The following is a 25620-nucleotide window of genomic DNA, read 5'->3' as shown; positions in this document are numbered from 1 at the left end:
TAAATTTTGTTGGTAGTAGTTGTTATGTTTGTTTGTCTTCACTAACGAGTTGTTATTCTATTAGTTAGTATGCATTCATTTCACTTCATTATAACGTTTCAACAAAGGAAAGCATTCGAAGATACTTTTCATCTGTGCTATCGTTGTACCAATCAGTCAGCACAGAAATAACATATTGTTTATCGAATGTTGAATCCCCTTGTTGGATTTCATCGTACCATTCATTCCACATACCGTTCTTATCATTGTATTGCATAAATGAAAGCACCGTTTTTAGATTTTTCATTCAAGTGGCACACTCCTTCACTTATTGCAGTATCCCAATATTAACTCAATGATATAAATTCGTTAGGCACTAGATTTTAAAGGCTAAATTCATCCATTGCTGAATCCATTTGGTCTTGCGTAATTCCAATGTAGCGTAATGTGATACTTGGACTAGAATGATTAAATAATTGCTGTAGCATAGCAACGTCTTTTGTTTGCTTGTAAAAGAAGTATCCAAACGTCTTACGCAATGTATGTGTTCCAATTCCCTCTGCAATACCAACCTTATTCGCAGCTTCATTGAGAATTTTATATGCTTGAACACGCCCGATTCCTTCTCTAGTTTTCCTAGATGCAAATAAACAATCATCATTATCTAACGTCTTAATGTAATCCTTAATTACTAACTGTAGGTTAGCATTAATCTTAAACCGCTTTTCCTTACCAGTCTTCTTCTCTAGAATTGTGATATGTGTCTTATCCTTGACATCACTGACTTTAAGATTAAGAATATCGCTAATTCTAAGACCCGTGTTAATTCCAAATACAAACAAGAACCAATCACGATATGAACTTTTCATTAACACATCTTTCATGTTTTCAATAATAACTCTGTCTCTAATCGGTTGAACAAATTCCATACATCAACCTCCCTTCAAACGGAACACGTTATGTATCATTAAACATAACAGTATCATACAATATGTTTCTTTATAGAGTCAATTTGATATTAAATGCATAATCCTATATAATTCAAGCTTCGCTAAGAAACATAATGATTTGCTTGTCCTCTAATGTGTATAATACAAACTAACTTACTTTTTCAATCACTTGTGTGATATATGTAGTTAATTTTCCGCTGATTGGATTTAAAAAGAAAAGATGAGGGAAGAGAAGTAGAGATTGATGAAAAAGTTTTTACGGATTTGCTCCAGTTCAACGAAAAAAACTCCTTCTCAGAATCTGATTTAGTCAGATACTGTAAAGGAGGTATTACTAGCTTTTCATGAATCCTGTGTAGCTTAACTAAGTACACAAGATTACAATCTTCAATAAAAGTATGTACATCTTTAAAAACCTATAAGAGCAAGGTTTAAAAAATGGTGCCGAGGACGGAACGAATTACGGTGTCACCCACCGCAGGATCTTAAAGTTCTGTGCTTCTGCCAGTTCCGCTAGACCCATATGAATACTACATTTGCAGCATTTGAGTTGCTTACAAGATCACAGGATCTTATAACAATTATTTATACAGTCGGTACAATCCTGTACCTTGTCAACTGTTATCAGTATACTATGACTATACCAGTATTAGTTATGCAAACGAACTTAATACCATTGCCCTTATAATCTGGCATTTATTCATGTATTCAAACAAATTACAATCGTATCGTAATACTCAACCTGATTGAGTAAACAAACCTCTTATCTGCTCGATAAGTAATAGCAATCCTCTAAGAACCTTTTCAACACTATTACTTCAACCTTATACGGGCGTCCATCATCCAAATAATATCTTCGGTACGGTGAATCTTCATTAGGTGCATTCGATTGAAATGTATAAACTTTGTGTTGAATATCAGATACTTTATCTCCATCATTCAAAGGGGTTTCCCAACATATGATTTGATGCAAATATGTTAATGAATGATTGAAGTCTTCTCCATCTGTCAATCGATACTTACATTCAACAAATCTATGTTCTATGTTATTTGTTAAATAATGAGGTTGTTCAATTAAAAGATCGTAGCCAAAGTGGGAATTTACATCAATAGCTCTCCATGTAAAAATGTTTGGCCAAACTGTAAGAAGTTGTGCTAATAACCAGATTACCGCTTGTTCACTTGTAGGTTCAGAAAATTGAAGGCTCTTTCCATCTCTTTGAACATTATAGAAAAGCTGACTTCTGGCTTTACTTACCCTTCGCTTAACGCTTATCTTTTCAAGTTCTGCTTTACGCCTACCAGCTTCTAGTTTTGCCTTCTCAGCAAACTCAAAGTATTCGTCTGTTGATAATATCTCTTCCAATAAAATTTGTTGTGCTGTTTCGATTATTTTGTTTAACAATTTTTTTTGAGTATTTTCAATCGTCGCACGATTTGCAGTTAACTCAAAAGCTTGGCAGTTTACAAAAGCATGCCATTTTGTCCATTCTGACTTTTCAGCGAATTCTTCATTCTTTCGCTGAATTGGAATAAAATCCTTACAAAGATAAATTCCATATCTATCCGACACAGTATATTGATCTCTTCCATTGTAACGACCTGGTTTGGGACGACCCGGCCATTTTAACATTTCGTTATGGATTCTTTTTGCTCCATCACCTTCTATATAGAAAACAACATCTACCTTATGTTGGGGATAGTCAATAACTGGAGCAGATTTAACCCATTTACGAACATAATGATTCTCCGGTCTGCGGTCGTCAATTAATCTTAACTCAGAGAAGTCATAACACTCATTAGGAAAAGAGTGTCCATACGGAATTTGGTCATATGTATCTTTATTAACACCTTTTAAGAACAGTTTGCAGTCAGGGATGCTGGATTTAGGTATTTGGTTCTTTATGCTGCCCCAAGCAGTAAACCATCTTATGTAATCTGTCAAGAATTCTTGCCCGAATGTGGCCGTATTATTACGATCGTATCCCCTAACAATGATAAAAGTTCCGGAGTGTAAATCATCAAGATAGTTATCTGCTTTATCTAATTGTTCTATAGTAATCTCAGGTGGTTCATCAACTCCCCGGTTTACAGCTATATTTAATTGCCGAAAAGGATCTTTTAGAGTTGCCTTATATATCTCTCCGTTTTCAAGATACTTGGTAAATACAATTACTTCAGAACTATTATAAAAAATCTTAGTTCCATGCCCTTTTTCACCGATTGCCTCTTTGTTTCCTCGCTTATTACTTCTGCCTAAATCAAAAAATAATTTCAAATCATCCAATGTCATACCCGTTCCATCATCTTTTATCTCAACAACTAACTCTTCCTCACCATATGTCATATCTGTATATGCATAAATATGAATCTGACTTGCTTTTGCATCAAGTGAGTTTGAGATAGCCTCCCGTATCATTTCCTCAGGCCGGGTAAAGTCCCTTGAGATTTCTCTAAGTTCTTTAGATACAAAGACTTGCGGTGTATAAGTAATAGTCGTCTGGATAGCCACTAATACTCTCCTCTCCACTAAACCAAATATAACATTTCCAATAAATTGATTATAATTATAATTACATTTACTTAACAAGCATAGAGTCCTAAATATTTTTAACCATTAAAGTTTATTTATCGTGAATCAAGCGATAGAATAGCACACGAGCATGCCACAATCAATTAATGGCAAGTTACTTGCCTCCCTAACTTACCGACTTTCTTTTGACCTCTCCAAAAACCTCAAAATAGTCACAATCAAATACCACAAAAAAGCAAGTAGAATATATAATTATTCCACTTGCATAATTTTTAGAAAACTGTTCAGTTTTCAATTTTATATGCTTCCTTAATGTATTTGGATCCCTATGCTTTCCAAACTCTTTTTCAGTTGAGATTCTTCTTTCATAAAACTAAAATAATCATCTAAATATAGATGCGCTTCACCTAATTCTTCTGAGAGCTTAAGCTCACCGATAATTAAACCGCTTATGACACGATGAGTTGACCAACGACCTGATGTAGGTTTTGCATTCAACAATTCTGTTGTGAACCCTATTTCTTTTAGTTCCGTTAAGTATTCATCTTCGCTTTTCATTTTCATCCCCCTCTTACATTTTTTTCTTTTAGACAATAACCCTTTTAAAGATATCACAATTCTATTTCTAAAATAAACTAAACTGTTATAAAATCTTTATATTTTGACCCGTTTTACCACTATTATTTTTCTCACGATTATACTTCATTAACGGACTGCATTAACGGAATAGCTAAATCTAATACTGAGACTAACCAGTATATCTCTGTGTCATTGAAACTCCACTTAGCATTATGGAGTTTGATGTTATTATTTAAATGCTACAGATAATAGTTCTTCGGATATTGCCTCTAAATAAAACAATTACTAAATTTACTAATTTGTAAAAAGCCAATTTTTAAAAGATCAAAAAACTCTCTCAAGTTTGAGCGAGTTTTTTGAAATGTACATAATATTAATGCGCAGCCGCCGGCCGCTCCTTCGCCTTATCCGACTCAATCGCGTTGCGAGTCGCAGCCTCTTTATCCTGGCTGAGCTCCTCGATCGACTTCGTCTTCAGGCGCGCAGCGCCCTGATAATTCTCCCGCGTTGGCAACAAGTTGCCGCTTGCCAACCGCTCCTCCGCTGCCGCGATAGCTTCCGTATACTGCGGCAGCCATTTCGCCTGCGCGACGAGCATCTCATCGGCCATCTGCCAGATCTCCTTCGGATTGCACACCGCGCCGGTGAGCGGATCCATCATCATCGCTTGGCGGAGCAGCTTGTCGTCGCCGTGGACGGCGGCTTCTACGGCCATGCGTTGGACGGAGATGCTGACGTTGCAGACGGCTGCTGGGCCGAGCGGCAGGTCGCCAACAACCGGCATGTTGATGCCGTTACGGTCGACATAACCCGGCGCTTCGATGATGGCATCGTCCGGCAGGTTGGTAATAACGCCGTTATTCACGACGTTGAAGTGACCGCGGTAGACTCGGCCAGTCTCGAGGCCTTCAATAATGTAGGAGCCATGCTCTTCGCCGCGGTTCTCAGCCGTATACTTGAACGGCTCTGCCTTCATCCAGTTCGGGAAGTCGGTCTCGAACCAGTTGCGGCCTTCGGTGCAGACGCGCAGGTAGCCGCCGGTCTCGCCGTTGATCCATACGCCAAGATCGATCCAGTCCTTGATCTCATCAGCGCGTTTGCGGTACCAAGGCACGTATTCGCTTAAGTGACCATTGGATTCGGTGGAATAGTAACCGAAGCGGCGCAGCATGTCGATGCGGACCTTTTCGGTCTGGGCGAATTCCGGCACCGATTCGAATGCCTCCAAGAGATCCCCCGTACGATCTACGCCATCCGTCTTAACCGAGATATACCACGTCTGATGGTTGATGCCCGCGCAGATGATGTCGACGTCCTTCTTCTCACGTCCCAGCGCACGAGCGATTTGGTGATGCCCGCCTTGTACGCCATGGCAGAGGCCGATGGTCCGTACACCGCCGTACTTGTTGCAAGCCCAAGTCAGCATGGCCATCGGGTTCGCATAGTTGAGAAGCAACGCATTGGGCTCTGCTACCTCGCGAATGTCCTTGCAGATGTTCAGCATCTCGGCAATGCCGCGCTGGCCGTACATGATGCCGCCCGCGCAGAGCGTATCGCCGACGCATTGGTCAATACCGTATTTTAACGGAATGTCGATATCGTACTGGAACGCTTCAAGTCCGCCAATCCGCACCACGCAGAACACGTAACGCGCATCATTAAGCGCCTCTCTGCGGTTGGTTGTGGCTTGAATCTCGATAGACAAGCCATTTTCGCTGATGTCTCTTTGGACGAGCTGCGTCACCATGTCGAGATTATGTTCGTTAATGTCTGTAAAAGCAACCTGAATATCCTTAAACTCCGGCACGGCGAGCAAGTCTCTCATCAAGCCGCGCGTGAACCCGATACTTCCCGCACCTACAAATGCCACCTTAAAACTCATAAAAAACGCCTCCTCTTCGCCTATAAGGGTGTTGTCTTTCGTTACCCTTATTCTAACAGGCGGAAAAAGAAGGCGTTTCCACATTCGCAACAGCTTGCGTTAGATGTTGTCAACTATTTCAACTTCATAATCGTTCCAGCTGGAGATCGTATTCTTGGATTTGCGGTATTCAGCAGGCGATATGCCCGTCATTTTCTTGAACAGCATGCTGAAATATTGGCGGCTGTTCAGCCCGATATGATCCGCCACCTCGATGATGGGCACATCCGTACGTGCGAGCAGCATTTTGGCTTTATCTATACGCAAGTCCACCAGATATTCATTGATGGTCTTGTTCATATTCGATTTGAAAATACGCTGGAGATACACGGGGTGAAGATTAACGGCAGCCGCAATATCCTTGGCTTGGATCGCCGTATCGTAATATTGATGAATGTATTCCGTTGCTTGCCGCACGTAATGATGGATTTGGCGCTCCGTACTATTTTTCGCCTCAACGGTAACTAACCTTCCAACGCGGACGAGCAGCTGGGACATCAGAAGATTGGTCATCATCTCGCGCCCCTGCTCCTTACCTTCCCCACCTAGATCCAGCTCAAACACGAGATTCCGCAGGTTCACCTGAATATCTTCATAGTCTCTCAGCACAATGGTATCGAGTCGCTGCTCCAGCAGTTTGGAGAACATCGGATTATGATTAGCCAGTTGGCTCATCGAGGGATAGATGCCATCGCAGGGCTGAAAACCAAACTCTACGTTCAGCATCCGGCACGGACTCCCGCTCTCGACGATCAGCCTATGCGGCACGCCGGCGTCCAGCATAATAAGATCGCCTTTGCGCATCGCGATAACGTCCTTATTCGTCTCCACCGTGCAGTTTCCGGAAATGACGTACATGAACTCCGTCCAGTCGTGCTGATGGAAGCCCATATGGAAATCCTCCCACTGCTTGTAGTAATACGCCATGATCTTGGGCCGGAAATCCCCGTCTCTCCACTTCGCCTCATAAAAGCTGTTCGTATTCATGCTTTTCCCACCTTTGCAACCGGTATAGCCTCTAAGGTCAGCATATACCTGCCGGCAAGGAAGGTCAACGCTCCCGGGTCTCCTCGCCCCATTGCTCCGGATAAATGACGAAATATCTAGTCCCCGGCTTCACGGTATAATGCTCGGTTGTAATCCCGTACAGCTTCAATCGTTCCTTCAACCTTCTATAGTAGCTGTCGAGTCTTCCTCTATCCTTCTTGTTACCGGGCTCAAGCTCCTGATGGTACCTAGCCGTAAAGATCATTTCGGAGGTACAGGACAAGCCTTCGGTAACCATTCGGAATAACACACAGACATCTCCGGCAGACATCTCCATGGCCTCGCCCCTAGCAAGCCACTCCTCTTTGCTAAAGTCCAAATAAAGATCGTAATGCAGCGGACGATGCTGATCATACACCTGCTGGAGCTGCTGCGCCGTCTTGGCCTCTTGCCAGCCGTCCGCATCCGAATGGATGTAAGCCATCACCTCGTTCCGTCCTGCCTCTATCGCTTCTATCTCGCATCTCTCTTCCGTCATATTCATGTTGCTGCTACCTCCTAGCCCTCTCCTGACTAAATCGCCTTCCGATGCAAATACCCCGCTAACCATAAGCGAGGTACTATCAATATTTAACACTTATTTCGCGAAAAAGGCTGCAGCCTTATCCCGGTGCTCGTCCGTAATATGCGAGCTGATCGCTTTATACGCAACGAAAATCGCCGTAGCATCATCCCCGTAACCGATAACCGGGAAAATATCCGGTACAAGATCGATCGGCAGAATCCAGTAAGCTAGCGCGCTGATTGCGGTAACCTTTACTTTTACCGGGGTATTGGGGTCCATCGCGCAATAGTACATCGCCACTGCTTCATGGGAGAAAGGCACCTTGCCCGCATATTTTCTAACCTTGGACCAGAAGCCTTTGTTTACGTATTTCACTTGCTCCTCGAAGTCGCCAATCTTGGCGGCCCAGGAGTCGGTGTCGACTTCTTCCTCCTGCCTTTCCGAAGGAGGTGATTCTACGCTGCTTGCAATCTCCTCATCCGACATCTCTGCAGGAAGGACATCCTCCTGAATAAGGCTTTCGTGGCATGCTTCGCATTTGGCCTGCCTGAGCTTCAAAGCTTCAACCTGATTTTTGTGCCCGCAATTTGGACATTCAACCGTAATTTCCGACATAGAGAGCCACCCTCCTATTTCAAAATAGTTCTATATTCGCTTCCCGATATACAGCTGGATTGGATGTAAGCCGGGCTGTACAAGCCCTCTTATATAATTAAACAGAAAAACCAATCTTTAGACAATTAACTTTCGTTTATTTTTGCATAAAAAATCCAGCCTTTGGGCCACAATAGCTTTTGGGTGCTAAGCGGTGCCCGACTACCAACACGAATAAAGGAGAGGTATACGTATGGCAAAGCCGGACAATCGCGCGGACAATGCAGAACATCTGCAGGAGCATATCGCTAACACGCAGCAAAATATCCAGGAGACTGAACAGTATTTGAACGAGTTCAGCTCGGAGATCAGCGGCACGGAACAAAACCAGCTCGAAGAAAAGAACGAGCGCCGGAGAGAAAGTGTTGCAGGCTTCAAAGAAGAACTGCAAGACGAACAAGGCTAAAAGGCAAAGCAAAGATGACTTCTGCATTCGTCGGAAGTCATCTTTTTCATGCTCTCAACCTATGCTATACTGTCGCTAATCCGCTATGAATCACGCATTGGCAAAGGAGCAGGCCTACATGAACTTCGATCAATGGATCGCACCCGAACAATTTAACATCAGCTCTGAGATTGAGCGCCACAAGTCGGACAAGCTTGCGCTCCGCTTGCTGGACGATCAGGGCCATACAACGCCAATTACATATAACGACCTGCTGAAGCAGGTAAACCAGCTGGCGGGCGGCTTGAACGGGCTTGGCTTGGCAAAAGGTGACCGCGTCCTCGTCATGGTCCCAAGAACTATCGAAGCGTATATGATCTACGTAGCCTGCTTGAAGCTTGGCCTTGTCATTATTCCATCCTCCGAAATGCTCCGGGCGAAGGATCTGTCCTACCGCCTCCAGCATTCCGAAGCGCGTGCGGTTATCGCATGGGCCGAAGGTGCCGCTGAAGTAGACAATATTACGGAAGAGCTGCCAGCGCTGCAGTTCCGTATTGACGCAAGCGGCGGACAATCGGGCGGCTGGATCACTCTTGGCTCTTTAATGGAAGGACAGCCCGAGGAACGCGAAGCCGAGGCTACCCACCGCGATGATATGGCGATTCTCGCTTATACGTCGGGGACAACCGGCAATCCGAAGGGCGTCGTTCACAGCCACGGCTGGGGCTACGCGCATCTGCGCATTACCGCTTCATGGCTTGGCATCCAAAGCTCCGATCTCGTCTGGGCAACCGCTGCGCCGGGCTGGCAGAAATGGATTTGGACGCCGTTCTTATCCGTGCTGGGCAGCGGCGCAACCGGCTTGATCTATAACGGTTCGTTCAGCGCAGAGCGTTATTTGCAGATCATTCAGGAGAATCAGGTTCAGGTGCTATGCTGCACGCCAACCGAATATCGCATTATGGCGAAGACGGATGGCTTATCCGATTACGATCTGTCGTCGATCCGCAGCGCCGTATCGGCCGGCGAGCCGCTTAACCAGGCCGTGATCAAGCAGTTCGAGGAGCTTTTCCGCTTCATCATTCGCGACGGCTACGGCCAGACGGAAAATACACTGCTGATCGGCAATCTGAAGGATTCCCCTATTAAGATTGGCTCCATGGGCAAGTCTATCGTTCCGGGTCTCGTCGAGATTATTGATGACGAGGGCCGTCCGCAGCCGATGGGAGAGGTCGGCAGCATTGCCGTTCATACCGACATGCCTGCCCTGTTCAAGTCATATTACAAGGATCCCGAACGTAAAGGAGCAAACATCGTTGGTTCCTACTTCATCACCGGCGACCGCGCAAGCAAAGATGAGGAAGGTTATCTCTGGTTCGAAGGCCGCGGGGACGATATTATTATCAGCTCCGGCTATACGATTGGACCGTTTGAGGTCGAGGAAGCCTTGCTCCGCCATCCATCCGTCAAGGAATGTGCGGCTGTTGCAAGTCCGGATGAAATCCGCGGCCATATCGTGAAGGCGTTTATCGTCCTGAAGGACGGCGTCACCGGCTCTCCCGAGCTGGTCAAAGAGCTGCAGAATCACGTCAAATCCGTAACGGCTCCCTACAAATATCCGCGTAAAATCGAATTCATTAACGAGCTGCCAAAAACCAACTCCGGCAAAATCCGCCGGATCGAGCTTCGCCAACGCGAGGCGTTCTTGAACTCTTAAGCTAAATAACAGCCGCTATTCAAGCCAAGCTTTTACTAAGACTTAGTTTTGAATAGCGGCTTGTTTATTACGATAGTTATTTCGCTCTTTCGCTGCAGTAAATAACGTATTCTAGGCAATCATCTATCGCACTGGTATAATTAACCTATTAAAGGACATATTCTCTACTAGCACGTTTGTAGAGGAGGACTGTTCTTGGAGGGCAAAGAGGAGGAGAAGGATGTGGCTAATAAACAAGAAACTATCAAAACAACCGTTGCCAGTGATCGTGTCGTTGAAGAAGCTATGAAAAAAGGCATGAAAAAATACGACAAGACCCTTAAAAGGTTGTCGAAAAGTTAATGTATGTACAACTTACCGCAGAGCAGATTATTCAAATTCATGATGAACAATTAAAAGTATACGGCGGCCTACCTGGTATTAAGGATAGAGGAAGACTTGATTTCATTGCTGAACAACCCTTCATGGAATCATTCTCACAAGAACTCTATCCCGGATTATTTAGGAAGGCCTCTGTTTATTTTTATACATTAGCCACCGCTCACGCATTTAACGATGCAAATAAACGCACTGCCGTCTTAACTTGTTATGTTTTTCTTACAATCCACAACCAAGAGCTAATCGCCAATGATGATGAGTTGTATGAAGTAGCTATAAAAGTCGCTACTAAAACAATGAATATAGATGAATTGAGTATTTGGCTTCAAAATAATTGCGAATGAACAAAGCCCCCAATCCTTCGAAAGGATTGGGGGCTTTGTTTTTACTGCCTTATACTTTTAACGAAAATGCCGCATTATCGAAGTTGCCGATGTATTTCTTGCCTGTCTCGCCATTGCCAGCCGAGCCGGTAAGCACCAGGTATACATCTTGGATGCCTGTCAGCTTTTGCGTCAAGGCACCACTCTCTATTTTGTACGTTCCCCAACTGCCTGCAGTTGGAGGAACGGAGATGGTACCCACGAGCGTTCCTGTCGGACTGCCGAGGCGTACTTCAACCGCAGAGTTTGCAAAGCAGTTACTCGAGTTGCTCGCATACTCAAATGCGAATGTATTAACACCTTCCGTGCCGAAGTCCATTCGTTTGTAGGCCAGCCATGCGCCGTTGAACGTGTTCTTCACTTGCAGGCCAACTCCGCCTTTACCCGGTTCCGTTCCGAGAGCAGTGCTGTTCGCCGGATTCAATGCCGTCGTCCACGCATCGTACGATTCCAGCTCCAGCTTTGCGTAATCGCTGCGAACCGGCTTGTAGCCAAAGGTTAAGCTGTCATAGTTGCCCACGTATAGGAGACTTGCAGTGGTGCTGCCCGTCAATACGATGTACAGATCCTGCTTGCCTTTGATCGTCGTATTCAGATCCGCCGTCGCCGTATTGTATTGTCCCCATGTACTACCTGTATTAGGGATCGCTACCGTCCCGACCAAGGTACCTGTTGGGCTGCCAAGCCTGATCTCTGCTTTTACATCCGCAGGAGTTCTATTGGTTGGCGCATCGTAGACGACGGATACTTGGTTCTTGCCTTTCTCCGAGCCAAAATCAACGTCTTTGAAGCCCAGCCATGCGCCTGTGTACGTATTGCCGACTGTCTGGCCGCCATTGTTGTTCTCGATCTTCATGGCTTGATTGTTAAACGTGTTCAGAGCGGTATTCCATTCGGTCTTATTCTCGAATTGAACGGTAATTTGCTCTTGCTCCGGCTGTTCCGGCTCTTCCGGCTCCTGCACGCTCAAGGAGAAGGAAGCATTATCGAAGTTGCCGATATATTTCTTGCCGGTCTCTCCGTTTGCTGCTGATCCGGTAAACACCAGATATACATCTTGAAGACCAGTCAGCTTCTGCGTCAAGCTGCCGCTTACCGTAGCATACGTTCCCCAAGCAGCCGCAGTTGGCGGTGTTGCTACCGTTCCAACCAGAGTGCCTGCCGGGCTGCCAAGACGAACCTCTACCGCAGAGTTGTTGAAGGTGTTGGTAGAGTTGCCCGCGTATTCGATCGAGAACTTATCTGCACCCTCACTGCCAAAGTCCATACGCTTGTAAGCCAGCCATGCACCGTTAAACGTATTAGCCACTTGCTGGCCAACTCCGCCTTTGCCCGCTTCCGTCTTAAGCGGCGTGTTGTTATTGCCTGTATTTACATCCGTCGTCCACTCGTCATAGCTCTCAAGCTCAAGCTTGGCGTAGTCCGTTCTAATCTTCTCATAATCGAACTTGAACCAATCGAAGTTGCCGATATACGGAAGATTGTTAGGCGTTCCCGCCACCATCACCACATAAAGCTTCTGCTGTCCGGTAAGGGTTCTCGTCAGGTTAGCTTTGGCGGTGATATAGCTGCCCCAGCCTGCATTCTTGTCTTCCATATTAACCGTACCCACGAGCTCGCCAGTCACGCTGCCGAGTCGGAACTCCAGCTTGGAGCCAGCCGGCACCTTATCCGTCGGAGCATCGTATTGGACGGTTACGTTATTGAAGCCAGTTGTGCCGAAATCAACGTTGTAAGCAAGCCATGCGCCGCCAAACGTATGGGCAACAACCGTTCCGCCGTTGCCGGCTTCCGTCTGCAGACCGCCGCCTCCGTTCGGATGGGCAGCCGAGGTCCATTCCGCACGGTCCTCGAACTGAATCTTCATTCCCGTCTCCGGCACTTCCGGTTCTTCCGGCTCATCCGGCTTCGGATCCGGCAGCGGAATCGGTTCCGGCAGCGGCTCTTCCGTTACAGGCGGCCCTTCCGGATCCGGAAGCGAACCCGGCTCCGACTGCTGCACGATTGGATCGGCCAGCCAGAGCGGCGATTCGTAGATATCTCCGTTAAATTCGTTCACAAGGTATACGTTCACCTTGTATTTGCTAGCATCTACGTTATAGATTTGCGAGATGTCGAAGCTTCCGGTCTGAACCGGTACCGCGCTGGATACCCAAGCATGTTCCTTGACGTCCATCAACTGGAAGACAACAACCGCCGAATCGGTATAATCGCCTTTAAGCGTACCTGTAACGTCTACAGCCATGTTGCCGTCTTGATGAATATCGGCATCCAGGTCATAAACATCCCACTTCACGTCCGAGGTATAAGCCTCGGTGGACAGAAGGGCTTCGCCTGCCGCGCGATTGGCCGCCGCGTTCGCTATGACTCTGACCCGAACAATGCCAGGGGCATAGTTCAGCGGTCCAACGGTTTGCGGGTTAGCCTTCGCTTGCTTCCAGGACTTGCCGCCATCGGTACTGAACTCGTAATCCGATGCGTTGTTGATGCCTTCCACAGGCGACCATCCAATCGTATTGGCTTTGTCATCAACAACCGGATGGGTTGGAGCAGCCGGAATGTTCAGCTTGCGTACCGCTTCGAGACTAAATTCGAACGCGATATCCGAGCTGGTTGCGTTAACCTGATGCACCTCTGCCGTCAATACGTTGGTACCGTCAACCAGATAAGATGGGTCGATAATAAAGCCATTCTTATCCCGCTCATCGCCAACCGTCGCATTGGCAAACGTGCTGTAGTTTACGGCGCCTGTAGGCATATTGGTACGGAAAATCTCATGTCCGTTCAAGTATAAGATTGCGCCGTCGTCGCGGATCAGGCTGCCATCCAGCTCAAGGATGCCGTCCAGATCCTTCGCGTCGAACGTTTTGCGGAAATACGTGGTTACGTACTTATTGTTGGCATTAGGTCCGTAGCTGACCGTCGTTGCCGGTTTGCCGTAGCTGTCATAGCCCAGCATCGCTTTGCCGGAGCTCCAGCTGCTGTCGTCGAAATCAACTTGCGACCAGCCTTCGCCGGCTTCCTTGCCTTTGTCGTAATAGCTCCAGGTTGATTTCTCAGGGATCAGCTGCTCATGGTTGAAGTCATTGTCCATGTCCGCGCTGTAATCAACCGTTGGAGGAGCAGCGCTGGCCTTCGCGCCCCAGCTCATGTTCGGCGTGCTGCTCATATGGAATTCAAGCGTGCCGCCAGCCATCAGATCATCGTATTTAATCCAGGACTGATTGAAGTCTTTGCCGTTCAGCTCTGCCGATTGGATAAAGCGGTTCTCGCTCGACACGTTATCCGCCTTGATCACAAGCGTCTTCCCGCTGCCCATATGCAGCTTCACTTCGGAGAAGATCGGCGAGCCGATCAGGAAATAAGCTTCGCCCGGGTTACCGGGGAATAAGCCAAGCGCGCTGAAGACGTACCAGGAGGACATGCCGCCTGCGTCATCGTCCATCGAAGACAGGTAGCCTTCCGGATCGTCGCGGTATACGCGGGATTTAAGCGGATAGGCGTAAGCCCCGTGGTTATGGTATTTCTGCGTCACGACTTCCGTCGTAAATTCTCTTGCATAGTATTGCGTCAGGTATGGATAACCCAGGTAGTTGAACAGATACGGCGCCGAGATATCTTCCTCGTTAATCGCCATATACTCGTCGATCTCGAAGAAATGCTTCAGCTGCTTCGCCATCTCGGTATTGCCGCCCATCAGCTCGGCGAGGCCGTTGATATCCTGCGGCGCGGACCAGCGGTATTGCCACAGGTTGCCCTGATAAGCATAGCGGTCAACCGCCTGAATGTCGCCGGCTCCAACCGTCGTTCCGTTAGGCGTAAAGAAGCCGGTAGGAACGCCTTTTTCATCCACCTGCGTGTGATTCCACAGCTTTTTATAAGAAAGAGCTAGCTCTTTGTACTTCTCGAACGTAGCTTTATCGCCGATCAGCTGAGCCAGCTTCATCGGGAACGATGCGCTGTTCGCTTTCTCCAGCTTGCCGGAGATCTCTCCGTCGCTGATGGAGAAGTTGTCCGCGTCAACCGCCATGCCCTTTAACGCCTTATAGACGTCAAAGTCCTGGAAGCCTTTTGCGTAAGCATCAAGAATAACTTGTCCGTTGAATTCGTTCCGGACCGTTGGACTTGGCCAGTAACCGTCACCCCATTGGGTATACGTGCCACGGGTACTGTACAGATCCACAAGCGATTTCACCATGTTGTTGTAGCGCTGCGGCTCGAACAAGGAGAACATCGCGTATTTGCGGAAGTCGTCCCAGGTCGTCCAGCCGTTGTAGTACTCGAAATCATCGCCCAGCTCGGAAGCTTGGCGGATCGTATTCTCGTCTCTGCCCGCTTTGAACGTGCCGGCCGAGCTTGTTACGTTCTTCGGGCTCAGATACGAATGGTACATTTGCGTATAGAATACGCGCTTGTTCTGCTCATCCGCATCCGTAATTTCAACCTTGTTAAGGACGTTGCTCCAAGCGGCTCTCGCTTCCTCGTGACGGGCGTCGAAATTCCAGTCCGAGTACAAGCCGCGCTCCGCTTGCGCCTGCTCCACGCTGATCGTGGACAGACCTACCTTGGCTTGAACCGTTTTGCTCTCCGCCGTGTTGAAGTTCAGCCATACGCCGCTGTTCGAGCCGCTGCGCTGAGCTACCGCGCCTACGGAATCGCCTTGCCACGAGCTGTAGGAATCAAAGTTATGATCGAATTGAATCGAGTAATAGATTGTGTAATAGCCATGTCCGCAGACGTTCTGGGACTTGATCATCCCCGTAATTTCGTTGCTGCCCGTTACCTTCAGGTTCGCATCCACCATACCCGCGTACGAGTTCGACAGATCGACCAGAACGGAGCCGGTATTGGCCGTATCCGGGAACGTATACTTGTGGAAGCCTACGTTATCGGAAGAAGTCAGCTGCACGTTAATGCCGGAGGCAAGCGTTACGCCGTAAAAGCCCGCGGAAGCCTGCTCGCTGCTTTTGTCGTATTTCTGCTTGTATTCCGCTACGTTCTTCGTGAAATCGCGCGTCTCCGGCATCATCAGGATGTTGCCGCCTCCGCCGCTGCAGCCTACGCCGCTGAAGCGAAGATGGGAGAAGCCCTTCAAGTTTTTGTTCTCGTAATAATAACCGCTGAACGCACCGCCGTCGCTGTCCGGACCAAGCGATACCAGACCAAACGGCGTTGTAGGGCCAGGGTTGGTCTGACCGTTATCGCCGAGCGTATTAATGAAAGGATCTACGTAATCGATCGGAGCCAGATTCGTCTCCGGTTCAGCCGGAATCTGATCGGCTTCAACCCCGTATACTTCCAGCTCATAGATCCGGGCGATGTTGCTGTCATACGCCGCTTTGTCGATGTAGAGACGGATGTACCGCGTAGTGAACGGAGTAACAAACCGGTCAACAATCGTCTGAGCGTTGTTCGTCACGACGTCAACGTCCGTCCATGTCTCGCCGTCGTCGCTTTTTTGAAGTCTGAAGTTTTTCGTATTCCAGAACGGGCTGTTGCCCGACTCGTTAATTGCCGCGTTCTGCAGCACCCATTCGTTAACCAAATATTCTTTGCCCAAATCAAGCTTGAGCCATTTCTTCTGGGCGGAAGTGTTATCGCACCATTTCGTATCGGTCTTTCCGTCCACGGCGTTGCTGGCGATTTCGTTCGCGTTGCACTGGCCGGAAGCCGTCGCCGTCGCGTTCATGGCCACGTTCCTGGTCGTAATTCCTTCGGCCGCAGCCGCAAATGCGGCATTTGATCCGACTGGCACCAGAATGCCGGTCAAGCACAGAACGGTCATCGCCACCGCAAAAAGCTTTTTAAACATTTGCCGGTCCTCCCTCTATCGTCTTCCTTACGGCATCAGCCGGTTGATCATAACGGCGATTTCCGCGCGTGTCAGAGCCGCTTTCGGATGGAACTGCTTGCCGTCGCCTTCGATTAAACCAAGCTTCCAAGCCTGATCGACAGCGGCGCTGGCCCAGGCTGAGATTTGTTTCTTATCCGCGAATGCCGGCGCACCTTTGCCGGTATCTTTTACCTCAAAATACGGAACGGTCCGTACAAGCGTAACGACCGCTTCTTCGCGCGTAATCGGATCATTTGGTCTAAACGATCCGCCGTAGCCCGACATGATGCCAAGCGAAGCCGCGCGCGTTACCGCATCGGTGTAATATTGGCCAGCCGGTACATCCTTGAACGAATTGGCTGCCGCCGCGTCTGCCGCTTTACCCGTGTAATCCACCGCGCGCATCATCATAGTCGCGAACTCCGCGCGCGTAATGTTGCGGTTAGGCGCATAATGCTGCTGGTCCACGCCGGAAACAATGTGCTTCGCGCTCAAGGATTTCACAGCCGCTTCCGCCCAATGGCCAGCCGGCACGTCCATGAATGTCTTGCTGTATTCCAGAATGGTATACGTCGAGAAATGACGGGCATTAAACTTGAACGTATTGCCTTCAAGCTTGCCGCCGACATAGTCAAGCTGCTTGCCGTTCACATAATAAACGCCAGCCAGACCGGAATGGATCTGCTTCGCTTGGTCGTCCGTCAGCTTAAGCGTTACTTGGGCAGGCTTGTCCAGATTATGAATCTCCGTGACGCTGCTGCCGTTGATTACTTGAATCGTTGCCGTAAGCACAACGCCCGTGGACACGTAGTCCGGGTTCGATTGAAGCGCTTGGTTAACGGCGTTCTTCGCATCGCTTGTCAGAACCGTATTTACGACAAGGCGAACCTGCGAGCTCGCCGACGTATCGGATGTCCCGATTGAACCTGCAGAGAATCGGATGGTCGAACTGCCCGAAGTCACAATCAGATCCAGATTCTTATCCTTCAGCGTCTTCAAGGTCTCAGCCGGGAAGTTCAGAGCGCTGCCCGCATCGCCAGTCGCTGCAGGCAATTCCACCGTAATGGAGCCTTGCGCGCTGTTAGCGGCGGAAGCTAAAGTGCCGCTGCCGAACATATAGCCGTCTTTGCCAAGCTCCGGCATGATGGTAGAGCCAGTCGAGTCGCCGGCATCGGCAGGAATGGTTGTTGCAGGAGGAGTCACTGTACCTCCGTTTCCATTGCCGTTACCCGGATTGGAAGGCTCCTCCGGATCCGTGCCGCCTTCGCCCAGCTTCTCTACAACCGAGAAGATCTTATTCACCGTAGATGAGCCGCTGGTTGCCGCTACTTTATAAACGCCCCAAGGAGCGAAATCCTGCGTCTCGGGAATGGTAATCGTTGCGGTATAAGTGCCGTTAGCTGGCTCAATAACATCCATATAAAAAGTTGTCTGATTCGGACGGATGATCTTCAGGACGACATCGTCCTCTGCCGTTCCGGAGAACGTAATTTCTCCGCCGCGCAGCACTTCCTTCGCGCTTATATTAAGCGCGAAGGCTGCTGCAGCCGCATAGCCGGTTGCCGGCAGGACAACAATACACAACGCCAGTAGGGCTGCCAAAACTTTTTTCACTTCACATGATCCTCTCTTTCCAGCCGTTATTGGAACAGCATCGGTCTTGCCAATTGAACCGGAGTCTCGTTCTTGCTGTCGAACTTGTTCACGACGAATACCTTAACCTTGTAATCTTCACCGGTTTCGTTAAAGTACTGCGTGATGGCAAGCTTGGTCTTCTTGAGCGGTACGGCGCTGACGAGAATCGGCTGCGGACTCTTACCCTTCATCAGCTGGAACACCACATAAACATCATCCTCATAGTCCTTCAGCTGCTCGACATTCACGCTGACCTTCAACTGCTCCTTGCGATCGATTGTTCCCGTAAGCAGGAAGGTATCCCGGGTATCGTTCTTGGTGAATGCCTTCGTCGATACGAGCGGCGTACCGGCAATAATGCCAAGCGATTCATTGGCCGCGACGCGGACCTGCACCGCTCCGGCAGCAAAGTCGCTATCGGCAATTGGCTGAGGGTTAGCCGTAGCCGGGCTCCAGGTTTTGCCGTTGTCTATGCTGTATTCGTAGTTGGTTACGGCATCGTAGCCTTTTACGTTAATCCAGCCAAAGGTGTTATGCGAATCGTCCACGACCGGAGCTGTAGGAGCAGCCGGTTGATTGCCAACGCTTGTTGCGATTTTCGCTTCGGAGTTATCGCGTTTGTTAACGGCCTTCACGACGAATTGGTAGGACTGGTCAAGGTTTGTTTTGTCTACCACGTACTGGTAGCTGTCTTGGCCTACAACCGTTGGAATGTACACGTTCCAGTTCATCCCAAGCTTGTCGTTCTTCTCGTAGATCCGGAAGCCTCTGACTCCCTCATCCTCCGGCTTGTTCCAGGTAATGGTCCGTTTGCCGTCCTCCGATTTGCTTACTTCCAACTGTTCAACCGGCTTCGGCTTCTCGTCCTCGCGTACAATCGTGTACGTATCGAACGGATCCGTCTCGCCCGTCATAAAGGAATCGATGGTGAAGCTGCTGTCCGTCATGCTGACGCCGGAGAAAATCGCCTTCTTCGGCTGCTTGAACACCGCGGCGTAGAAGCGGTCGACACCGTCTTTGACATCGTAGAACTTCGTAGCTGCCGAGTTGTTGATCATGTAGAGCGTACCGTCCGGATTCAGGGCTCTGCCTTGCCCATCCGTCTCTACGTTCTGAACCGGCTTGTTATCGTACATTTGATACGAACGCATAAACGTATGGTCATGACCTTGCAGGACAACGTCGATTCCGAGCTCGTCAAAGATCGGATACATCTTCTGACGGAGGGCCAGAATATCGCTGTCTAGCGCATGGTTGCCCACGGAATAGATCGCTTTGTGGAACGCTACGATCTTCCACTTCTTGTCCGTCTCCGCAACCTCGTGCTTCAGCCATTCAATCTCCTGCTCGAAGGATTCCTTCTGCGCATCGTCCCAGCCGATATCCATCGTGTTAAGCACCATGATGTGCGCATCGCCGTAGTCGTACGCGTACACGCTGCCCGGCGGCAGCGGATTCTTGATCGAATTGTTCGGATAGTTGAAATGGTAGTAATAGTTGTCGTTGTATGGACCTTCATGGTTGCCGACAGCTGCCATGAGCGGCAGATTCATCAGAATCGACTGCGGCTTCTTGAAGTAATCCAGCCACTGCGATTCGAGTGCGCCAGCATCCACCTGGTCGCCGGTCATCAGCAGGAACTTCGAATTCGGGAACTTCGTGATGGCTTGCTGCATCGTGTTGCCCCACACATCGTAATCCTGCGAATTGGAGCCTTGCGAGTCGGTCAGATACAAGAAGTTGAAGTTGTTCTCGTTATCGCTCTCCGTTGTAAAAGAACCCGTCTCGCTCCAGTAGCCGTCTACGCCAAGGCGGTACTTGTACGCCGTGCCCGGCGTTAATCCTTCAACCAGCACTTTATGGCTGATGAACGAGCCAGTCGTGCTGCTTGTAATTTTCAAATTCGTGAGTACCCGCGTATCCTCCGGCTTGCCCGTTACGCGGATTTTATTCGGCGAATCAAATCCTTCCGCCGCAGGCACGATCTCAACGATGCTGTCCTTCATGTTCGTTGGCGCGCTTTGCGGACGGTCGTAAGGGGTATACCAGGCAAAGGAACGGTTCGTCTTCGCGCTGCCGTAGAGCGACATTGCGATTGCGATTGGCGAGTAGTCCACGACCTCGGAGAAGTTGGAAGGACTAAACGCAAAAGCCTTAACGGCTGTTCCGTCCGCATAGTTCAAATTGCTTTGACCGTCATAAGCAAGGGAGACCGTTTGACCAGGCAGAACGATCTTCGCCAGGCTAACCGTCAAGCTTGCGGAATCCTCGCCTGCTGCAATCTGCTGTACGGATACCGGCCCGCCGTTCGCCATAACGGTAAGATGATTATTCAGGTCAGCCGGCAGCTCGCCAAGCCCGGAGAGCATATTAAGCGATACGGTTTTTCCGTCTGCGGCAACGCTTGCCGCCTTAGGACCTGTATAATCTACCGGGAGATAGAAGGCATTGCCCGGAATAATTTCCTTGGCGAGTGTTGGTGTCGACCAGCGCAGATACAGGTTGGAACCGCCAAAGTCCTCGAAATATTCGATCTTGATATCGTACTTGCGGTTGCCCTCGAGCGTAACCGGGGTGCTTGTCTGCTCTTTATCCCAATCATTCACCCAATGGTCGATCACAAGCTGGTTGTCAATCCATACCCGGAAGCCGTTGTCGCCCATCATGTAGAAGGTATAGTCACCGGACTCCGGCGGCATGATTTGGCCGGTCCAGCGCACGTTGGCGTTGTCCTCGACGCCTGTCCATCCCTTTAACACTGGATTGAGGTCCGTGAAATTAATAAGCGGATCAACGGTAGTCGCTTTATAATCGCCATAAGCAAAATTGTTGCCCGAGCCTGAGTTCAGGTAATATTCGCCGAGCAAGCCCTGGGCATCGCCCGCTGCTGCTGCCGAATCGGAGGTAGTCCCTTGATTCGTATTTTCCGGCGTTTCCGGAGCTGCTTCGCTTCGATCGAAGCCAATCGCTTCAAATTCGTAAATCCGTGCGGCGTAAAAGCCGGTATCGGCATCCACATCTCCCGGATTCGTAATGTTAAGCTTGAAGTATCTTGCCGTCACCGGCGTGTCCAGCTCATGCGTCGTTGTGTCCTCGGTGTTGCCGGCTACCGTTACGACAGGAGTCCAATTGACATTGTCATCGCTTGTCTCAATGGTAAAATCCTTCGTGTTGTACGGCTTCTCTTGGCCGCCTGCTCCGGCATGTCCAACGATAAACTTCTCTACGCTGACCTCCGTGCCGGCATCCACCTCCAGCCAATACGGATTGTCCGTCGTTGGCAGACCGTCGTTTCCTTGGAATACCCATTCACCGCTCTCTCTGTGTCCGTCAATGGCCAAGGAAGGCGCAAAAGCATCCGATACATAACCGTTTGCCGTGGCGGTTACTCCCGCTCTTGCAAACACGTTCTCGGCGGATGTTCCGGCATTAGCCTGCTGCACCATGAAATAACCGCCGGACGCTGCTACGGATGTCCACAGCGTCACGACGGCCAACATACGGTTTGTCAGCTTATAACTTCTCTTCACTCCCGATTCCTCCTACTCTACCTCATGCTTCTGCATCATAATAGAGTAGAATAATTTGGCGAATGTAAAAAACGTTTAAATAAATAGTAAATGTAAGTTATTTTCATTGATGTTTTCGGATTGTTATTCTAAAATATTTATTTGTTAATCGTTTGTATTACATATTTCATATAATTTTAGGCAGTAATATTTATTTATGAATTTAATTATCAATACTACTGTATTATATGAATCGTTTGCTTTTGGATTGAAGATACGACTTGTTCGGATAGCTATAGTCTTGGTATTTAAACATTCGATCTATAAATCACCCTATAAAATGGGATATTCCCTACTAGATGACAGGCTATAAAGGGATAGGTTTTCATCGAAAAAGGAGGCTATAAGAGGAAAAAGCCGCTGTTCAAGCGGGGCTTTAACAAGCTCCGGCTCAAACAGCGGCCTTTTGTTTATACAATGGCGTGAACGCCAAGTTTACGGTCAATCATATTTTTAATGTCTTTCACCAGCTGCACCGAAGCTTCAATCTCCACTTTACGCGTCGATACGCTTTCGATACTGCAGCCAATCGGGATGCCCTTCTCGATGCCGAATTCAAACAGCTCTTCGAAGATTTTCAGCGACAGCGCAACCGACTTGTCCAAAATATCGGTGGACTTGATCAGGTCGTTCTCCAGCCACTTCGGAATGCTGATGCCCAGCCACTTCATGAACTCGAGCGTTTTCTGCGAACCGCATGGTGCCAAGTTGAACAGAATCGGCACGGTCTCAATGCCTTGCTCTTGGCAATAATAGTAGTAGTCGGACAACATATTCTTGGATGCTTCCACATTAAAGGTGGCCTGCGAAATAAAGAACTTGCATCCGCCGTCTACCTTATCCCTGATGCGGAGATGCTCGTCGTTCTTCTTCATATGGCGCTCGGGAATAACGACACCGCCCAGCGTTAAGCGGTCGTTCAGCTTTTTGCTGAGCTCATAGGCTTCCGGCAGCTTCATCGTAGTCTGCTGCTTGCTCGAGGAAGTACCGACAAAGACCGAGAACCGGTCTTCTTCGGCATCCTGCTTCAGCCATTCCGCGAAGCTTTCTTCCGAGTTGTTGCCAACTACGCGGTAAATGATTTTAGGAACCTTCCAGTAATTCAGGTAGTTCTTGCTGTACGAAGTTGGATCCAGCGCTTCCAGGTACGGGAAAGGTCTCTCCTCATCCGTCCGGTCCGCTTCATCCTGAACGTCGTATAGGATCAGGCCGTCAATATCGAGATTTTTTAGACGCTCGTATTGCTTTTCCGATATTTCTGCCAGCTTCTCCGGGGTATGGCTTGATTTGGGCGGAGTCATGCCGTAAGTAATAATGCCCGCCTGTCTGTTCAAAATTTTATCCTTAAGCATCGTTCTTCATCCTTAACGTCCATAGTAGTAGTGGAATAATTTCTAGAATACTTCTACACTCCGCGCTAAATTCCTTCTTAAACAGTCGGATTTGTAACATTTGCTTGCTGATCCGGAATTCTGGCCATTAATCGTTCAATCGTTCCGTCAAAAGGGAACTGCCGCTCCGCAACACGCGTCTGAAGTCCGGCCAGCTCTTCCCTGACCTGCTTCATCAGCTGCTCCGAATATCCGAACTTAATCGCATTGTCGGCAAATTCGTCCTCATCTATAACCATCCATTCGCCGCCGCGCTGAACAAGGTCCAGATCGTAATCAACAAAGGATATTTCGCTGCTGTTAATTAAGGCAGGTTGGTTAATGTTGCAATAATATTCATTAATCCGGCCGTCTACAACAGCGGCGCTGACGGTAAACCAATGCTTGCTCGAGAAAAACTCGATCGACCAGTTGTTTACGGTAAACACGGATTTTTTCGTATGATGCTGAAGCTTCCTGCCGTAACGGCCAAGGACAAATACATAGCCGTCCCCTTCCTCCAGCAGATCGGTGTTCCATTCGTAATGCAGGAGATCACCATGTTTCAACGCTTTTATTTGAACCGAATTATTCACGGAACCGTCTTCCCTTCAACAATCGTTAGGTTAGGAAAGTATATCATACTTTCCGCCTATTCGTCGTTACTCATCAGCTTCCTCATATTGCCCGGTCACCTGCATTTTTCCGTTAATTAGCTCGTTGATCGTTTCATGCCACAGTACTAGATCGTCATCGAATTTGTGTATCAGGCTTAATACAACTACAGGCGAGCCCTCAATATAACGATAATAACCATCCGAATACTCGGCACCATTATCCCGATTAAAAGAATGAATGGTTTGCGTGGATGGATCAAACTCTGGATCCGTAATTTCCTCCAATTCCTGATTAGCCTCTAACATAGATGTTTCCGGATTCCACAACCAATACAAATAAGGCGTATTTGGCCCTGCTGGAATAAACGATTGAATCCGAAGATCCAAGTAGCCGTCAAAATTCATGTCTTCGACCTCTGCTCCGAGATTCATACCATCCCAGGTATCGGTTGTCTCTAGCGGAATCGATTGCACTAAGCGGTCCCCGTCGTACAGCTCTATTTTATTGGCATGATAAGTTTGGTCTTCAATATGCTCCCCTTCGGCACGGCCGTATATCTTCAGCAAATATTCCGGCATGTCCGGATGAATGCGGATATACTGATAGCGTATAACGGCTTGGGGATCTGAGGTAAAAGCATCATCAATCTCATGATCGGAAAAATAATTAATAACAGCCCGGCCTCCAAAACCGTTATGATCACGAATTTCACCTATCTGAAAATAAACCATCTGCGTACCGGTACCTTTATAACCGTCTACGAAATTTAATTCCATGCCGTATTGTCGAAGCGGATCTTCTTTAACCGTTTTGGCGGTGATGGTAACCTCCTCACCAGTCCTGCGAAACCAGCTGATCAGCTTTTTCTGCTGTTCGAATACGGTAACGCTGCCGGAAATACGCCGAATATCCGTTAAATCCAGCGTACGGATGGCTTTCTCAAGAATAGCAGGGTAATTGTCAAAGAGCATCTCCGCATAATAGCCGTCCGTTTTTACGGCGCCGCTCCTCTGCCCCATATCCTGATCGTAAGTCTTCCATTCTTTTAGCCCGCTAAGCTTAAGCTTGCCATTCACTTGCTTTGCGGTATAGAGCCAATTGAAGTCTTGCACTCTTGCCCCTTTGTCCGGGTAATCAATCTTCACCTTCTCGGTTACCTCGATCTGAATTTCATTCCCTTTGTCCGTATAGCCATAGATCGTAGAGGAAATCAGACTTTCCTTGATTTGACGCGAATACAGATCCGCAACAAGCTTGCTCTGTGCTTCGTAAAGACTGCTGCCCGGGGCCAGATAGGGCTCAACCTCGGAAAATGTATTTGTATCAATCGCCTGGACCAGCTTCTGCTGATATTGGCGAATCAAACTGTCGATTTGATCGAAGGCAGAATCCGGTGGATCTTCCTTAAATGCTATAGGTTCAGCGGTTTGTTCAGCTGCTGCCGAGGAAACCGGCACCGGCATTGATGTTGTCTCCGCATCTGCCTGATTGAAAGGACGGCTTTGACAGCCTGCAAGCAACACGCTTATTGCAATAGCCGCTGCTAATATTCTGGACATCATTA

At 48.3% G+C, this 25620-nt stretch carries 18 protein-coding genes; 4 read left to right on the top strand and 14 right to left on the bottom strand.

Going from position 1 to position 25620, the window contains the following annotated elements; genetic code table 11:
• Window positions 1-88 precede the first annotated feature (88 nt).
• The 8 genes from WFJ73_RS16670 to WFJ73_RS16635 form a co-directional block, all read right to left on the bottom strand.
• Complete coding sequence (locus tag WFJ73_RS16670; protein ID WP_336774143.1) at window positions 89-286, bottom strand: hypothetical protein; 198 nt, start codon at window positions 284-286, stop codon at window positions 89-91.
• A 76-nt stretch (window positions 287-362) separates the two neighbouring features.
• A complete protein-coding gene (locus WFJ73_RS16665) occupies window positions 363-908 on the bottom strand; it encodes a site-specific integrase (RefSeq protein WP_336774142.1) in 546 nt (181 codons plus the stop codon).
• 784 nt (window positions 909-1692) lie between these two features.
• Window positions 1693-3441: an ATP-binding protein gene (locus WFJ73_RS16660; RefSeq protein ID WP_336774141.1), complete on the bottom strand. Its 1749-nt coding sequence runs from the start codon at window positions 3439-3441 to the stop codon at window positions 1693-1695.
• 330 nt (window positions 3442-3771) lie between these two features.
• Window positions 3772-4020 carry a hypothetical protein gene (locus WFJ73_RS16655; RefSeq protein ID WP_336774140.1) on the bottom strand — a complete coding sequence of 83 codons (249 nt, stop codon included), beginning with the start codon at window positions 4018-4020 and terminating at the stop codon, window positions 3772-3774.
• A 394-nt stretch (window positions 4021-4414) separates the two neighbouring features.
• Window positions 4415-5923: an alpha-glucosidase/alpha-galactosidase gene (locus tag WFJ73_RS16650; protein WP_336774139.1), complete on the bottom strand. Its 1509-nt coding sequence runs from the start codon at window positions 5921-5923 to the stop codon at window positions 4415-4417.
• A 99-nt stretch (window positions 5924-6022) separates the two neighbouring features.
• Window positions 6023-6949 carry an AraC family transcriptional regulator gene (locus WFJ73_RS16645; protein WP_336774138.1) on the bottom strand — a complete coding sequence of 309 codons (927 nt, stop codon included), beginning with the start codon at window positions 6947-6949 and terminating at the stop codon, window positions 6023-6025.
• A 64-nt stretch (window positions 6950-7013) separates the two neighbouring features.
• A complete protein-coding gene (locus WFJ73_RS16640; RefSeq protein WP_336774137.1) occupies window positions 7014-7493 on the bottom strand; it encodes a hypothetical protein in 480 nt (159 codons plus the stop codon).
• Between the two features lie 93 nt (window positions 7494-7586).
• Window positions 7587-8129: a YkvA family protein gene (locus WFJ73_RS16635; RefSeq protein ID WP_336774136.1), complete on the bottom strand. Its 543-nt coding sequence runs from the start codon at window positions 8127-8129 to the stop codon at window positions 7587-7589.
• A gap of 232 nt (window positions 8130-8361) precedes the next feature.
• Between WFJ73_RS16635 and tlp the strand changes: the two genes are divergently transcribed.
• From tlp to WFJ73_RS16615, 4 genes are all read left to right on the top strand, one after another.
• A complete protein-coding gene (gene tlp / locus WFJ73_RS16630; RefSeq protein ID WP_336774135.1) occupies window positions 8362-8574 on the top strand; it encodes a small acid-soluble spore protein Tlp in 213 nt (70 codons plus the stop codon).
• Between the two features lie 118 nt (window positions 8575-8692).
• Window positions 8693-10270 carry an acyl-CoA synthetase gene (locus tag WFJ73_RS16625; protein ID WP_336774134.1) on the top strand — a complete coding sequence of 526 codons (1578 nt, stop codon included), beginning with the start codon at window positions 8693-8695 and terminating at the stop codon, window positions 10268-10270.
• A 195-nt stretch (window positions 10271-10465) separates the two neighbouring features.
• On the top strand, window positions 10466-10612 hold the full coding sequence (locus tag WFJ73_RS16620) for a hypothetical protein (protein WP_015846226.1): 147 nt from the start codon (window positions 10466-10468) through the stop codon (window positions 10610-10612).
• A complete protein-coding gene (locus WFJ73_RS16615; RefSeq protein WP_336774133.1) occupies window positions 10612-10992 on the top strand; it encodes a type II toxin-antitoxin system death-on-curing family toxin in 381 nt (126 codons plus the stop codon). The genes WFJ73_RS16620 and WFJ73_RS16615 overlap by 1 nt, the downstream gene beginning before the upstream one ends.
• A 49-nt stretch (window positions 10993-11041) precedes the next feature.
• Here the strand turns inward: WFJ73_RS16615 and WFJ73_RS16610 are convergent, their stop codons facing one another.
• The 6 genes from WFJ73_RS16610 to WFJ73_RS16585 all read right to left on the bottom strand — a co-directional run bounded on the left by WFJ73_RS16610 (window position 11042) and on the right by WFJ73_RS16585 (window position 25618).
• Window positions 11042-16843, bottom strand: coding sequence for a GH92 family glycosyl hydrolase (locus tag WFJ73_RS16610; RefSeq protein ID WP_336774132.1), 5802 nt, complete (start codon window positions 16841-16843; stop codon window positions 11042-11044).
• 27 nt (window positions 16844-16870) lie between these two features.
• Entirely contained in the window at window positions 16871-18478 is a 1608-nt protein-coding gene (locus WFJ73_RS16605) for an S-layer homology domain-containing protein (protein ID WP_336774131.1), read from the bottom strand.
• A gap of 26 nt (window positions 18479-18504) precedes the next feature.
• Window positions 18505-22029, bottom strand: coding sequence for a PA14 domain-containing protein (locus tag WFJ73_RS16600; RefSeq protein ID WP_336774130.1), 3525 nt, complete (start codon window positions 22027-22029; stop codon window positions 18505-18507).
• A 449-nt stretch (window positions 22030-22478) separates the two neighbouring features.
• A complete protein-coding gene (locus tag WFJ73_RS16595; RefSeq protein ID WP_015846231.1) occupies window positions 22479-23420 on the bottom strand; it encodes a methylenetetrahydrofolate reductase in 942 nt (313 codons plus the stop codon).
• A gap of 77 nt (window positions 23421-23497) precedes the next feature.
• The gene (locus tag WFJ73_RS16590) at window positions 23498-24034 is read right to left on the bottom strand and encodes a DUF402 domain-containing protein (protein ID WP_336774129.1); all 537 of its coding nucleotides are present in this window, start codon (window positions 24032-24034) and stop codon (window positions 23498-23500) included.
• 66 nt (window positions 24035-24100) lie between these two features.
• A complete protein-coding gene (locus tag WFJ73_RS16585) occupies window positions 24101-25618 on the bottom strand; it encodes an XAC2610-related protein (protein ID WP_336774128.1) in 1518 nt (505 codons plus the stop codon).
• Window positions 25619-25620: the final 2 nt, after the last annotated feature.

The organism is Paenibacillus sp. MMO-58 (assembly GCF_037146255.1).
Taxonomy (GTDB): Bacteria; Bacillota; Bacilli; order Paenibacillales; family Paenibacillaceae; genus Pristimantibacillus.
The sequence above is the reverse complement of the archived record's forward strand: the minus strand, read 5'-3'. Positions and strand labels throughout refer to the sequence as shown.